Raw genomic sequence first — 14,106 nt, forward strand, 5'->3', positions numbered from 1 at the left:
CCTATTCGTACGACGGGCGCAAGCCGACGCCGAAGCCGGGGCTGGGCTCCGGCAGGAGGGGCTCCGGGGTCTGCAGCAGGGGGCGGATGAGTTCGGTGATCCGTGCCGACGGCCTCACCCCGCACTCCCGCTTCAACGTGGTCAGGTAGGTGCGGTAACTCCTGATGGCCAGGCCGTGGTTCCCGGCTGCCAGATGGACGCGCAGCAAGGTCCGCTGCACGCTTTCCAACAACGGGTCAAGCGCGACGGCGGCGGTTGCCGCGTCGAGGGCGGCCGGCAGCTGCCCATCCGCCAGATACGTGTCGGCAAGGGTTTCGAGGGTTGAAAGGCGCTGCCGGAAGAGCCGGTCCTGGTCAGCCCGAAGCCAGTCTTCATCCCAGCCGGGCAGCAGTTCGGCGGCACGCAGTTCGGCCGCCAGCCCGGGCGGGACTGCCACCCCACTGTCCGCAAGGTCCACGCGTCCCAGGAGCTGGTCGACGTCGATGATGATGCCCGGGCAAAGGGCCAACGGGTCACTCACCGGGTGAAGCAATCCGGGTAGCTGGTGGGCAATGTTCCAGAGGCACGCCCGCAGGCTGCCGGAGGCTTGTGCATCGGTACGGTCCGGCCACAGCAGGCCGGCGATGTAGCATCGTCGTCGGCCGCCACGCAGCGCAAGCGCGGCAATCAGGCGCTGCTGGCGGAAGGCAACGGTGACCGGCTGATGATCCCGTTCAAGACACCAGTACCCCAACAATTTCAAGTTCCACTGGACCGGAATGTTCGTCGACATGTCCCGTCCCCACTTCCTGCTTGAAAGGGGAGAGGCGTCCCCTATCCGCTGAAACGGTTGACCGCTGTCAAGTGCTAGGATCCTCAGACTTCAGGGGGTTGTCAATGATCCCGGCAACAGCTCACCCGTACATGATTATCCGTCCTTCCGGGGTCCCGTCCGGGTGTGTTTTCTGGCGTCCTCCGGGGAGGGTCCTAGCGGATGTCGCGGATGATGTTGGTGATCCGGGCGGTGGAGAGGCGGCGGCCGTGGTCGTCGGTCATCACCACCTCATGGGTGGTCAGGGTGCGGCCCAGATGAACGGCTGTCGCGGTGCCGGTCACCAGGCCCGATGACGCGGACCGGTGGTGGGTGGCGCTGATCTCGATGCCCATGGCCTGGCGGTCCCGGCCGGCGTGCAGGCCTGCGGCGAAGGACCCCAGGGTCTCGGCGAGCACCAGGTGCGCCCCGCCATGCAGGATGCCCGCCACCTGCTCGTTTCCCTCGACCGGCATGGTGGCCACGAGGCGGCCGGGAGTCATCTCGGTGAAGACGATGCCCATCTTCGCCGCGAGCCGTCCAATGCCGTGGCCGCTGAGCCAGTCGTGCATCTCCTCGGGCACGCCCGCCGATTTCAGCTCGGCGGCGAACGGGTTGACGGTCGGTTCCGGTCCGGACGACTCCGGAGTGTAATTGTGGGTCATGGGAACTAGGCTGGCACCTGTGAGTCAAACAACCAAACCCGACGTTCCCGTAGCCGCCGCGACTCTGACGGACGCCCCGCCGACGGCGCAGATGCCGGCCGACGGTACCCGTAAACGCCTCCTCGTGATTGACGGCCACTCGATGGCCTACCGGGCGTTCTATGCCCTGCCCGCCGAGAATTTCTCCACCGACACGGGTCAGCACACCAACGCCGTCTACGGGTTCACGGCAATGCTGATCAACCTGATCCGGGACCAAAAGCCCACTCACGTGGCGGTGGCACTGGATCTGAACACACCGACGTTCAGAACGGAGGAATACACCGAGTACAAGGCCGGGCGTGCCAAGACTCCCACGGAATTCCACGGCCAGGTGGACCTGATCATCAAGGTGATGCAGGCCATGCACATTCCCACCCTCTCCATGGAGGGGTACGAGGCCGACGACATCATTGCCACCCTGTCGGTCCGCGCCGCCGCCGAGGGCTGGGATGTTCAGGTGGTCAGTGGCGACCGTGACGCGTTCCAGCTGGTCAATGACCGGGTAACGGTCCTGTACCCCAAGCAGGGTGTCACCAACATCCCGCAGATGGATGCTCAGGCTGTGGAGGAGAAGTACCTCGTGCCGCCGGACCAGTACTCCGATCTGGCCGCGCTGGTCGGGGAGACGGCCGACAACCTGCCGGGCGTACCCGGAGTCGGGCCGAAAACGGCAGCCAAGTGGATTAAACTCTATGGCGGGCTGGACGGCATCCTCGAGAACCTTGACGCCATCAAGGGGAAGGTGGGCGACTCACTCCGGGAGAACATTGAGCTGGTCAAACGGAACCGGCGGCTGAACCACCTGCTCCGTGACCTTGACCTGCCGGTCGAACTGGACACGATGGTGTCCAGGACCCCTGACCGTCCGGCCGTCGAGGAGCTGTTCGACTCCCTCCAGTTCAACGTCCTCCGGAAGCGCCTGTTCGACCTGTTCGGTGAGGAAGACGCCGCGGAGGCCCATGATGAGATGACCCCGCCGGAGCACGTGGTCCTCGGCGACGCCGCGGCCCTCACCGGGTGGTTCAACGCCACCAATCAAGCCATCGCTGCAGTCCAGCTGGTGACCCAGTCGACCACCGGGAACGACGACGTCGTCGGGCTGGCCATCGTGACCTCCACGGGCGCCGCGTACCTGGAGTTGGAGACGCTGGATGCTGAGGCTGAGCAGGTGCTCGCCGGCTGGCTGGCCGACCTCGCTGCGCCCAAGGTGGTCCACGACTTTAAGGCCGCCTACAAGCTGCTGGCCGTCCGCGGGCTGAAGCTCGCCGGAGTGGTGGACGATACGGCCATCTCCGGTTACCTGATCCAGCCCGACCGCCGGGCGTACGACCTCGGCGACCTGAGCCAGTCGCACCTGAGGATGTCGATCGCGCCCCCCGCGGAGTCGACCGGGGGACAGCTTGCGCTGCAGCTGGAGGAAGAGGATGTGGCGTCACCCGCCGTCGCCCGCGCCTTCGCCGCCCTCCAGCTGAGCGAATACTTCGCCGGCCAGCTGGTGGAGCGCGGTGCGAACCAGCTGCTCGGCGGTCTTGAACTGCCCCTGGCCGAGGTGCTCGCGGAGATGGAGCTGACCGGTGTGCCGGTGGCGATGGACCGCCTCGACCGGCTGTTCGACGACTTCTCGGCGACCATGAGCACCACCAGCGCCGAGGCGTTCAGGATTATCGGCAAGGAGATCAACCTGGGCTCGCCCAAGCAGCTCCAGGCGGTCCTGTTCGACGAACTGGAACTACCGAAGACCAAGAAGATCAAGACCGGCTACTCCACCGACGCCGATGCGCTGACCGACCTGATCGTGAAGACCGGGCACCCGTTCCTCGAACAGCTCCTGGCGCACCGCGACGCGTCCAAACTCCGGCAGACGGTCGAGGGGTTGCGCAAGTCGGTGGCCGACGACGGCAGGATCCACACCACGTACGTGCAGACCATCGCGGCCACGGGACGGCTGTCCTCGACGAACCCGAATCTGCAGAACATCCCGGTGCGCTCTGACGAGGGCCGCCGGATCCGGGAGGTCTTCGTCGTCGGCGACGGGTTTGACTGCTTGATGACCGCCGACTACTCCCAGATCGAGATGCGCATCATGGCGCACCTGTCCGGCGATGAGGGTCTGATCCAGGCATTCCGCGACGGCGAGGACCTGCACCGGTTTGTCGGCGCTCACATTTTCAACGTCGAACCCGCCGATGTCACCAGCGCGATGCGGTCCAAGGTCAAGGCCATGTCCTACGGCCTGGTCTACGGGCTGAGCTCGTTCGGGCTGTCCAAGCAGTTGGCCATCTCGGTCGATGAGGCCCGCACGCTGATGGGCGACTACTTCGACCGGTTCGGTGCCGTCCGCGACTACCTGCGCGGCGTGGTGGAACAGGCCCGGATCGACGGCTTCACGTCGACCATCGAAGGGCGCCGCCGGTACCTGCCCGACCTCTCCAGCGACAACCGTCAGCTCCGGGAAATGGCTGAACGGGCCGCGTTGAACGCCCCCATCCAGGGGTCGGCCGCCGACATCATCAAGAAGGCGATGCTCGGCGTCGACGCTGAACTGCGCCGGCAGGGCCTCTCCTCGCGGATGCTGCTCCAGGTGCACGATGAGCTGGTCCTGGAAATCGCGCCCGGCGAGCGGGACACGGTGGAACTGCTGGTACGCGAACAGATGGGATCCGCGGCGGACCTGACGGTGCCGCTGGACGTGTCGGTCGGCGTCGGGGCGAGCTGGCACGAGGCAGCCCACTAGGCCGTGCTGGTGCCTGGCGCCCCGCCGCACTAGGCTGGTGGATCGTGACTGAAACCCAGGACTCCGCCGCCCCGTCTCCACTGCGCATCGACACCTTCACTGTGACCGCTGACACTGATTACTCCGCCGACAGCGCGCTGGCCCAGTGGTTCGAGGCAGTCCGATTCGGGTTCCACGAAACGCGGACCGAGCCGGAGGACCTGGCCACCTACGCCGAGGCGTTCACGTCCGACAGCCGCACCCTCTGGGGCGCCTACGACGACGCAGCCAGCGCCCACGCGTGGGACGCCAGCATTCCGGTGGCCACCTACGCCACCATGGTCAACTCCCTCAACGTCGGCAACGGCCAGCTGATTGACGCGCACCAGATCACCGCCGTCACCGTCCGCCCGACCCACCGCCGTCGCGGGCTGCTGCGCACCATGATGACCACCGACCTGCAGGCCGCCGCCTCCAAGGGCCTTGCCATCGCGGCGCTGACCGCTTCGGAGGCGACCATCTACGGCAGGTTCGGGTTCGGCGCGGCGACGTTCACCCGCAATGTCGAGGTGGATGTCAAGGAACGGTTTGCCCTGCGCACCGCTGCCTATGGCGTGACCGAAATGGTGGCGCCAGCCTCCGCGGCGGCCCTGTCGGAGCAGATTTTCGCCCGATTCCACCATGTGACCACCGGCTCGGTGGGCCGCCAGTTCGCTTACCCCCAGCGGGCATCCGGGCGGTGGGGCGAGGAACGGCCCACCGAAGACAAGGGCGTCCGCGCCGCCGTCCATTACGACGACGACGGCCGGCCCGACGGGTTCGTCTCCTACAAGTTCGCTGGCTGGGGGACCACCCCGTACACGATGAAGATCGTCGACCTGGTTGCCGCCTCCGACGCCGCTTACCTTGAGCTGTGGCGCTACCTCGGCTCGATTGACCTGGTGCAACGGATCACCTTCGATCTTGCCCCGGTCAACGACCCCCTGCCCTGGGCCCTGCAGGATCGCCGGTGCTACAAACTGGTGGGCGACGAGGACGTCCTCTGGCTGCGCATCCTCGACCCGGTCGCCGCACTCGAGGCCCGCGGCTATCAGGGTGCCGGGACGGTCACCCTGGAAATCGTTGACCCGCTGGGGTATGCCGCAGGCCGTTTCAGGTTGACGGCTGACAACGGAGCGGGGTCGGTCGCCCGGCTCGACGACGACGCCCCCGTCCAGCTGCGCGTCGACATCGCGGCGCTCGGCTCAATCTACCTGGGTGGTGTGCCGGCGCAGACGCTGGCCGCCGCGGGGCACATCACCGAACAGGGTGACGAGGGGCAGGGCGGGGTCGCCGCCGTCGACCGGATCTTCCAGACCCCCACCAGCCCGTACTGCATCACCCACTTCTAACATCCGCCCCCCGCGCGCCCCATCCAGCATCTCCTTATCCCACGCCCTCCCCACCCCCTTTCCGCCGCAGAGTCAGCTGTGGCGGGTCGGAGGGTCGATGAGTCGCCACAGCTGACTCTTCGGCAGAGGGTGGGGAGTCACTTTGACCTGTGTTGGCGCAAACGGCTAGACTGGACGGGCGTGTAATGCGCACTGCGAAACGGGTTATCCAGCAATATTTGATGACCTGTTCTCTCTCCAAAAGTCCACTTCCGGACGGGTACCACTTGGATCAGCAGAGTTTCCTGTTGTCTTCGTGTCGCCCGCCGGATCAACTAATCATCCACAACGGAGTCCCAACTACATGACCATCACCACCACCGAGAAGCCAGGTGCACCGCAGGTCGCGATCAACGACATCGGCACCGCTGAGGACTTCCTCGCAGCCATTGACGCCACCATCAAGTACTTCAACGACGGAGACCTCGTTGAAGGAACGGTTGTCAAGGTTGACCGCGACGAAGTTCTGCTCGACATCGGTTACAAGACCGAGGGTGTCATCCCTTCCCGTGAGCTCTCCATCAAGCACGACGTTGATCCCGGAGACGTTGTCTCCGTTGGCGATCTCGTCGAAGCCCTGGTGCTCACCAAGGAGGACAAAGAAGGCCGACTGATCCTGTCCAAGAAGCGCGCTCAGTACGAGCGTGCCTGGGGCGATATCGAGAAGGTCAAGGAAGAAGACGGCGTCGTCACCGGTACGGTCATCGAAGTTGTCAAGGGTGGACTCATCCTTGACATCGGCCTCCGCGGCTTCCTGCCTGCGTCCTTGGTTGAGATGCGTCGTGTACGCGATCTTGCTCCATACATCGGTCAGAAGATCGAAGCGAAAATTATTGAGCTGGACAAGAACCGCAACAACGTGGTTCTGTCCCGCCGTGCCTGGCTTGAGCAGACCCAGTCCGAGGTGCGTTCCACGTTCCTCAACAAGCTGGAAAAGGGCCAGGTTCGTCCCGGCGTTGTCTCCTCGATCGTCAACTTCGGTGCCTTCGTGGACCTGGGCGGCGTCGACGGCCTCGTTCACGTCTCCGAGCTGTCCTGGAAGCACATCGACCACCCATCCGAGGTTGTCGAAGTTGGCCAGGAAGTCACCGTTGAGGTCCTCGAGGTTGACCTGGACCGCGAGCGGGTTTCACTGTCACTCAAGGCCACCCAGGAAGATCCATGGCAGACCTTCGCCCGCACCCACGCCCTCGGGCAGGTTGTTCCGGGTAAGGTCACCAAGCTGGTTCCTTTCGGTGCGTTCGTTCGCGTCGAAGACGGCATCGAAGGCCTGGTTCACATCTCCGAGCTGGCGGTCCGCCACGTGGAGCTGGCAGAGCAGGTTGTCTCGGTTGGAGACGAGCTGTTCGTCAAGGTCATCGACATCGACCTCGAGCGTCGCCGGATCTCCCTCTCCCTCAAGCAGGCCAACGAGGGCGTGGACGCCGACAGCACCGAGTTCGACCCGGCCCTGTACGGTATGGCTGCCGAGTACGACGAAGAAGGCAACTACAAGTACCCTGAGGGCTTCGATCCTGAGTCCAACGAGTGGCTTGAGGGCTACGACTCTCAGCGCGCTACCTGGGAAGCTCAGTACGCTGAAGCCCAGTCACGCTGGGAAGCCCACAAGAAGCAGGTTGTCCAGCACGCATCTGACGATGCAGCTGCAGCCAACGAGCCTGTTGAGTCCAGCTCCACGAGCTACTCCTCAGAGCCAGCAGCTACTGAAAGCACCACCAGCGGCAGCAGCAACAGCAACGTCGGCACGGGTACGCTCGCGTCAGACGAGGCACTTGCTGCCCTGCGCGAAAAGCTGACCGGCAACTAGGTCACGCACTAGCACCCGAAAAGGCCCCCACCATGCTGGTGGGGGCCTTTTTGTGTCTATCCGCGATCAGTGGGAGGGCTAGTCGGGGACCGCCGCTCAGCGCCCGGTGGACACCGTGACGGTGAATTTCGGGTTCCGGGCGGCCTGACGAGTGGGTCCAACCAGGGTGGTCAACGGTGTCCTGTACTGCAGGTGGCTGTTCCACACGGTCCACAGTTCACCGCCCGGGGCGAGCACCCGGCCGGCATCGGCGAACAGCTTCAGGGCGATCCCCGAGTGGACGGTCCCCTCCAGGTGGAAGGGCGGGTTCAGGATAATCAGATCAGCCGACGACGACGCCCTGGATGACAGAGCGTCGTCGCGCACGACCTTAATCCGGTCACCCACGCCATTGGCGTCCGCTGTGGCCCGCGAGGATGCCACAGCTGACGCCGACTGGTCAGTCGCCAGCACCTCCAGTGAGGGGCGGGTCAACGCGAGATAGGCCGCTATGGTTCCGTTCCCCGACCCGAGGTCAACCGCCTGGCCAGCCTCCCGGGCACCGGCGAGGGCAGGCAGCAGATACCGGGTCCCGGCGTCGAGCTTCGCACCGCCGAACGTGGTGCCGAAGGCCTTCAGGATGAGGGGGTCGGGGAGCCCGACGTCGTGCGCCTCCCCGACCGGGAAGCCGCTGGTCGGTGTGACACGGGGGGCGGCGGCCGTCAGGATCCGTGACTTCTGCCGGGCCAGCCCCGCCGACACCGTGCCGAAGTGGCGGGCCAGGACCCCGTTCATCGCCGTGGTCATGTGTTTGACCCGGCCGCCTGCGAACACGGTGACGTCCGGGCTGGCGAAGTGGGCGATCGTCCAGGCCATCTCATCGAGTGCGGCCAGTGACCGGGGGAGCTGCAGCAAGATGACGCGTGCGCCGGCCAGCAGGTCTCCGCCCAAGGGGTGGTGGGTGAAGCTGTGGGAAAGTCCGGCGGACTCGGCGTTGGCGGAGAGGGCCAGCTCGCCGGACAGCGGGTCCTGGTGGGTGCGGGTGGCACGCGCACCGTGCAGTGCAGCGGCTCCGAGGGTGAGTGCCCCGTAATGGTCGCCGATGACGACGACGCCCTCCGGGTCTGCGCTGATCGCAGCGGCCGCGGTGTCCAGGAGGAGCCGATCAGTGGCGTCGAACGCGAAGAGGTTCGCGGCCTCGACGTCGGGAGCCCGCCGAAGGTTGTCGAAGGAAAAGTCAGTCACAATCCACCCATTTCAGGTCGTGTAGTTGAGCGCCGGATTTCCCGGCGGTGAGTGATGCGAGCCGGGCGGTGAAAGCCTCGACCGATGCGGTCCCCGCGTCCACAGCCACCTGGATCAGGACCCGGTCCGCAAGATAGTCGGTTCCCACCACCTCGATGCCGGTGTTCCGCAGGTCATTCTCGACCCGGCCGGCATCAGCATGGTCAACAGTGACCGCCAACCGTTGCAGCAGGCGCCGCCGGATCAGGGGAGCCGAATCCAGCACACGCGACGCAGCGTCCGAGTAGGCACGTACCAGCCCGCCAGCGCCGAGGAGTACCCCGCCGAAGTAGCGGACCACCACCACCGCCACGTCGCTCAGGTTGGTCTCCCCACCTGCGGTCTCGCGTTTGAGGATGGCGTCGAGCATCGGGCTACCGGCGGTGCCGGAGGGTTCGCCGTCGTCGTTGGCCCGCTGGATCAGCCGGTCCGGGCCGAGCACCACCGCACTGCAATGGTGCCGGGCGTCGTGAAATTCACGGCGGAGGTCGGTCAGGAATGTGCGGGCGTCATCCTCGCTGCTGATTCCCCGGGCGACAGCAATAAAACGGGATCGACGCACCTCCGTGTCGTTGCGGTGCTCGCCCCTGACCGTCGTATACCCGGTCACCCCACTGTCGCTCACCGGGCCAAGTCTAGTCGGCGGGGGCTCCCGCAGGCGGGCGGTGGGCGGGTTAGGGTGGTGGACATGCTCAGAATTGGTCTGACCGGCGGGATCGCCGCCGGGAAATCACTCGTCGCCTCCCGGTTGAGGGAGCTCGGAGCGGTCCTGGTCGACGCCGATGTACTGGCCCGGGAGGCGGTTGGTCCGGGGTCCGCCGGACTGGCCGCGGTCGCAGCCGAGTTCGGCGAGGAGGTGCTGCTCCCGGATGGCAGCCTGAACCGGCCGGCGCTGGCCTCGGCGATCTTCGGAAAACCGGCCCGCCGGATGACCCTGAACTCCATCGTTCATCCCCTGGTGCGGGATCGGGCCCGCCAGCTAGCCGACGACGCGCCGCGGGCCGCCGTCGTCGTGCAGGACATTCCGCTCCTCGTGGAGACGGGCCAGCAGCACCAGTTCCACCTTGTCCTTGTTGTCGATGCGCCGGATGCCGTCCGGATCGAGCGGCTGACTTCCCTTCGGGGCATGAGCGACGCTGACGCCCGGTCCCGGATCGCCGCGCAGGCCACACGGGCCGAGCGGGTGGCTGCCGCCGACGTCGTCTTGGTCAACGAGGGCACACCCGGGGAACTGCTGGGTGAGGTGGACCGGCTCTGGGAGCAGCGGCTGGTCCCCTTCAACGACAACCTGCTGCGCGGTGTGCGGGCCGCCCGGCTGGGAGGGCCTCGCCTTCTGCCGGCTCAGGCCGACTGGCCGGCGCAGGCCGAACGGATCATGGGCAGGCTAGAGTTGGCCGACCGGCTGGTGGTGGCGGTTGACCACATCGGGTCGACGGCGGTGCCGGGGCTGCCCGCGAAAGACGTCATCGATCTGCAGGTAACCGTGGTGGATATTGACGACGCCGACGCGATCGCCGGCGCGCTGCTCGCCGCCGGCTTCCCCCTGGTTGAGGGAATCGTCAGCGATGAGTCCAAACCAGGTTCCCCTGACCGGGCCCAGTGGGTCAAGCGCCTCCATGCCAATGCGGATCCGGGACGCCCGGTAAACCTTCATGTGAGAGTCGAAGGTTCGCCGGGATGGCGGTACGCGCTGTCCTTCAGGGACTGGCTCCGCGCCGATCCCACCGCAGCAGCGCTGTATCTCGCCGAGAAGGAGCGCTGCGCGGCACTGCATGCCGACGATCAGACGTCCGCCGGATATGCCTCCTGCAAGGAACACTGGTTCACTGTGGTGGCGGACCCGCTACTGGAACAGTGGATAGCCGACTCGGGGTGGAAGCCGCGGCCGTCTTCCGCCGTCGGCTAAGTCACCGCATTCAGGACGCTAATTGTCCGGGGGAGGGTCTACCGTATTTATATGAGCCTTGCGCAGCAGATTAACCGGGTCGTCGCGCCCTTTGAAGTAATCAGCGAGTTCAACCCTGCCGGGGATCAACCGGCAGCCATCGCGGAACTCAGTGAACGCATCAAGGGTGGCGAGAAGGACGTGGTCCTGCTCGGCGCCACCGGCACCGGCAAGAGCGCGACGACGGCGTGGCTGATCGAACAGGTGCAACGCCCCACCCTGGTGATGGTGCAGAACAAGACTCTCGCCGCCCAGCTCGCCAACGAATTCCGCGAACTGATGCCGAACAACGCAGTCGAGTATTTCGTCTCCTACTACGACTACTACCAGCCGGAAGCCTACGTCCCCCAGACCGACACCTTCATCGAGAAGGATTCCTCGGTCAACGAGGAGGTCGAACGGCTCCGCCACTCGGCGACCAATGCGTTACTCACCCGCCGCGACGTGATCGTGGTCGCCACCGTGTCCTGCATCTACGGTCTGGGCACCCCCGAGGAGTATGTGGCGGGCATGGTCACCCTGGAGACCGGCCAGCAGATGAACCGTGATGACCTGCTCCGGAAGTTCGTCTCCATGCAGTACACCCGCAACGACATCGACTTCCATCGCGGCACTTTCAGGGTCCGCGGCGACACGGTCGAGATCATCCCCATGTACGAGGAGCTTGCGCTTCGCATCGAGTTCTTCGGTGACGAGGTCGAGAAGATCTACACGCTCCACCCGCTCACTGGTGAGATTGTGCGTGAAGAGACCGAGATGTACGTGTTCCCGGCGTCGCACTATGTCGCTGGCCCGGAACGCATGGACCGGGCGGTGAAGCAGATCGAGGACGAACTGCAGGTGCGCCTGGCGGAGCTGGAGTCGCAGAACAAGCTCGTCGAAGCCCAGCGCCTGAGAATGCGCACCACCTATGACCTGGAAATGATGCAGCAGATGGGGTTCTGCAACGGCATCGAGAACTATTCGCGGCACATTGACGGCCGGGGGGCCGGCTCCGCGTCGCACTGCCTGCTCGACTACTTCCCAGATGATTTCCTGCTGGTGGTCGACGAGTCACACGTGACCATTCCGCAGATCGGCGCCATGTATGAAGGCGACATGTCACGGAAACGGACCCTCGTGGACCACGGCTTCCGGCTGCCGTCCGCCATGGATAACCGGCCGCTGAAGTGGGACGAGTTCCTGGAGCGGATCGGGCAGACCGTTTACTTGTCGGCCACACCGGGCAAGTATGAGCTGGGGAAATCGGACGGTTTTGTTCAGCAGATCATCCGCCCTACCGGCCTGATTGACCCCGAGGTGGTCATCAAGCCGAGCAAGGGCCAGATCGACGATCTGCTGGGGGAGATCCGCACCCGGGTGGAACGTAACGAACGCGTCCTGGTCACCACGCTGACCAAGCGGATGGCCGAGGACCTCACCGGGTACCTCCTCGAACACGGGGTCAAGGTGGAGTACCTGCACTCCGATGTGGATACCCTGCGCAGGGTGGAGCTGCTCCGCGAGCTGCGGCTCGGGACTTTCGACGTCCTGGTGGGCATCAACCTGCTCCGCGAGGGCCTGGACCTACCCGAGGTGTCCCTGGTGAGCATTCTCGACGCCGACAAGGAGGGTTTCCTGCGCAGCGCCACTTCCCTGATCCAGACCATCGGCCGTGCGGCCCGAAATGTTTCCGGTGAGGTCCACATGTACGCGGACCGGATCACCGATTCGATGGCGAAGGCCATCGACGAAACCAACCGGCGTCGTGAAATCCAGGTGGCCTACAACCTCAAACACGGTGTTGACCCCCAGCCGTTGCGTAAGCGGATCGCCGACATCACCGATTCGATCGCGCAGGAAGATGCCGACACGCGGGCGCTGCTTGAGGAGTCTGGCAAGAAGCGCAAGGGTAAGGGCAGCGCAATGATCCGCCACGATGGTCTTGCGGCGGTACCTGCCGAGGATCTGACGGATCTGATCACCCAGTTGACCGACCAGATGCATTCCGCGGCCGCTGACCTGCATTTCGAACTTGCTGCGCGGCTGCGCGACGAGGTGGGCGACCTCAAGAAGGAGCTTCGGCAGATGCAAACGGCCGGTCACGCCTAGGTCGTCGTCACCCACTGTGGTCCGGCGTGCCTACCCTTGGAGTGGGGCACGCCGGGCGCGGATCATTTCCCGATCGGGCGGATCCGCCGGTAGGATAAGCCGGACGTAGGGGAGTATCCCGAAGCGCTACGTACGTCAACACGCAGAACACAGCTGTTCTGCCGTGCGTAGCGACCGTTGGCCAGTGGCACCGGTGGAGAGACTTGCGGAATCCGCTGCACCCTCCGAAAGGTCCCTCATGCCCGAACCCACACTCGAACTGCCACTGGCATTCGAAATCGGCACATTCATTGTGCTCGGTCTCATCCTGCTCTTCGACCTGCTCCTGGTGGTCAAACGCCCGCATGAGCCCTCCATGAAGGAGGCCGGGTTGTGGGTCACCTTCTATGTCTCGCTCGCGCTGATCTTCGCCGTCCTCATGTTCATCTTCACCGGCCCGGATTACGGCGGACAGTTCGTGGCCGGCTGGGTTACCGAATACAGCCTGAGCATTGACAACCTCTTCGTGTTCATCATCATCATGGCGCGGTTCTCGGTGCCACGGAAGTACCAGCAGGAAGTGCTGATGGTGGGCATCATCATTGCTCTCGTCCTGCGCGGAATCTTCATCCTGTTGGGCGCTGCACTGATCAGCAACTTCAGCTGGATCTTCTACATCTTCGGCGTCTTCCTCCTCTACACGGCCTACCAGCAGGCCAAGGACAGCGGCGAAGACGAGGAGCACGGCAGCGAAAACAAGCTCATCGGCAGGCTGCGGAACGTGCTGCCCATGACTGACAAGTACGACGGCAACAAGATCCGCACCCTGGTGGACGGCAAGAAAGTCTTCACCCCGATGCTGATCGTTTTCGTCACGATCGGCCTCACCGACCTGCTCTTCGCCGTCGACTCGATTCCCGCGATCTTCGGCCTGACCGAGAGTGCGTTCATCGTCTTCACGGCCAACATCTTCGCCCTGATGGGCCTGCGCCAGCTGTACTTCCTGCTGGGCGGCCTGATGACGCGTTTGATCTACCTGAAGCACGCCCTCTCAGTCATTCTGGCGTTCATCGGTATCAAACTCATCCTCCACGCCATGCATGAGAACGAGCTGCCCTTCATCAACGGTGGCCAGCACATCGAATGGGCGCCGATCATCCCGACGTTCCTCTCCCTGGGGATCATCCTCGGCATCATCGTCATTGCTGTCGTCGCCAGCCTGCTCAGCCCCAAAGCCAAGCAGGCAGCCATCGACGCACAGCTGGAAGAGGACTCCCGGAAGGCCCGCGCGGCCGACGTCGAGAGCTAACCTTTTCCTGCATCTCAGCGCGCCACGCCCGGCCCGCCAGTCCCGGATATCCCCGGTTACTGGCGGGCCGGG

General features: G+C 64.9%; 10 protein-coding genes. 6 read left to right on the forward strand and 4 right to left on the reverse strand.

The annotated features are described in order from the left end of the window. Position 1: 1 nt before the first annotated feature. Both IWX62_RS10740 and IWX62_RS10745 read right to left on the reverse strand, forming a co-directional pair. Entirely contained in the window at positions 2–772 is a 771-nt protein-coding gene (locus IWX62_RS10740) for an AfsR/SARP family transcriptional regulator (RefSeq protein WP_196841414.1), read from the reverse strand. Positions 773–966: 194 nt separating this feature from the next. After that, entirely contained in the window at positions 967–1,455 is a 489-nt protein-coding gene (locus IWX62_RS10745; RefSeq protein WP_196841415.1) for a PaaI family thioesterase, read from the reverse strand. A 142-nt stretch (positions 1,456–1,597) separates the two neighbouring features. Between IWX62_RS10745 and polA the strand changes: the two genes are divergently transcribed. The 3 genes from polA (at position 1,598) to rpsA (ending at position 7,447) form a co-directional block, all read left to right on the forward strand. Then, positions 1,598–4,231: a DNA polymerase I gene (polA, locus tag IWX62_RS10750; RefSeq protein WP_442859255.1), complete on the forward strand. Its 2,634-nt coding sequence runs from the start codon at positions 1,598–1,600 to the stop codon at positions 4,229–4,231. Positions 4,232–4,275: 44 nt separating this feature from the next. Then, positions 4,276–5,601 carry a GNAT family N-acetyltransferase gene (locus IWX62_RS10755; protein ID WP_196841416.1) on the forward strand — a complete coding sequence of 442 codons (1,326 nt, stop codon included), beginning with the start codon at positions 4,276–4,278 and terminating at the stop codon, positions 5,599–5,601. Positions 5,602–5,944: 343 nt separating this feature from the next. Further along, positions 5,945–7,447 carry a 30S ribosomal protein S1 gene (gene rpsA / locus IWX62_RS10760; protein ID WP_196841417.1) on the forward strand — a complete coding sequence of 501 codons (1,503 nt, stop codon included), beginning with the start codon at positions 5,945–5,947 and terminating at the stop codon, positions 7,445–7,447. A 96-nt stretch (positions 7,448–7,543) separates the two neighbouring features. Here the strand turns inward: rpsA and IWX62_RS10765 are convergent, their stop codons facing one another. Both IWX62_RS10765 and IWX62_RS10770 read right to left on the reverse strand, forming a co-directional pair. Further along, the gene (locus IWX62_RS10765; protein ID WP_196841418.1) at positions 7,544–8,671 is read right to left on the reverse strand and encodes a class I SAM-dependent methyltransferase; all 1,128 of its coding nucleotides are present in this window, start codon (positions 8,669–8,671) and stop codon (positions 7,544–7,546) included. Next, complete coding sequence (locus IWX62_RS10770; protein WP_196841419.1) at positions 8,664–9,335, reverse strand: IMPACT family protein; 672 nt, start codon at positions 9,333–9,335, stop codon at positions 8,664–8,666. The genes IWX62_RS10765 and IWX62_RS10770 overlap by 8 nt, the downstream gene beginning before the upstream one ends. Before the next feature lie 63 nt (positions 9,336–9,398). On the opposite strand from IWX62_RS10770, the gene coaE reads away from it, so the two are divergent. From coaE to IWX62_RS10785, 3 genes are all read left to right on the forward strand, one after another. Then, entirely contained in the window at positions 9,399–10,616 is a 1,218-nt protein-coding gene (coaE, locus tag IWX62_RS10775) for a dephospho-CoA kinase (RefSeq protein WP_196841420.1), read from the forward strand. A gap of 51 nt (positions 10,617–10,667) precedes the next feature. Then, a complete protein-coding gene (gene uvrB / locus IWX62_RS10780) occupies positions 10,668–12,746 on the forward strand; it encodes an excinuclease ABC subunit UvrB (RefSeq protein WP_196841421.1) in 2,079 nt (692 codons plus the stop codon). Between the two features lie 238 nt (positions 12,747–12,984). Further along, positions 12,985–14,034 carry a TerC family protein gene (locus tag IWX62_RS10785; protein ID WP_196841422.1) on the forward strand — a complete coding sequence of 350 codons (1,050 nt, stop codon included), beginning with the start codon at positions 12,985–12,987 and terminating at the stop codon, positions 14,032–14,034. The last annotated feature ends 72 nt before the right edge of the window (positions 14,035–14,106 follow it).

The organism is Arthrobacter sp. CAN_A1 (assembly GCF_015751665.1).
GTDB lineage: Bacteria > Actinomycetota > Actinomycetes > Actinomycetales > Micrococcaceae > Arthrobacter_D.

Coding starts and splice junctions, on each gene's coding strand:
- polA (WP_442859255.1), top strand. CDS start 1,598: ATGGCCTACCGGGCGTTCTATGCCCTGCCCGCCGAGAATTTCTCCACC.
- coaE (WP_196841420.1), top strand. CDS start 9,399: ATGCTCAGAATTGGTCTGACCGGCGGGATCGCCGCCGGGAAATCACTC.
- rpsA (WP_196841417.1), top strand. CDS start 5,945: ATGACCATCACCACCACCGAGAAGCCAGGTGCACCGCAGGTCGCGATC.
- IWX62_RS10740 (WP_196841414.1), bottom strand. CDS start 772: ATGTCGACGAACATTCCGGTCCAGTGGAACTTGAAATTGTTGGGGTAC.
- IWX62_RS10745 (WP_196841415.1), bottom strand. CDS start 1,455: ATGACCCACAATTACACTCCGGAGTCGTCCGGACCGGAACCGACCGTC.
- IWX62_RS10785 (WP_196841422.1), top strand. CDS start 12,985: ATGCCCGAACCCACACTCGAACTGCCACTGGCATTCGAAATCGGCACA.
- uvrB (WP_196841421.1), top strand. CDS start 10,668: ATGAGCCTTGCGCAGCAGATTAACCGGGTCGTCGCGCCCTTTGAAGTA.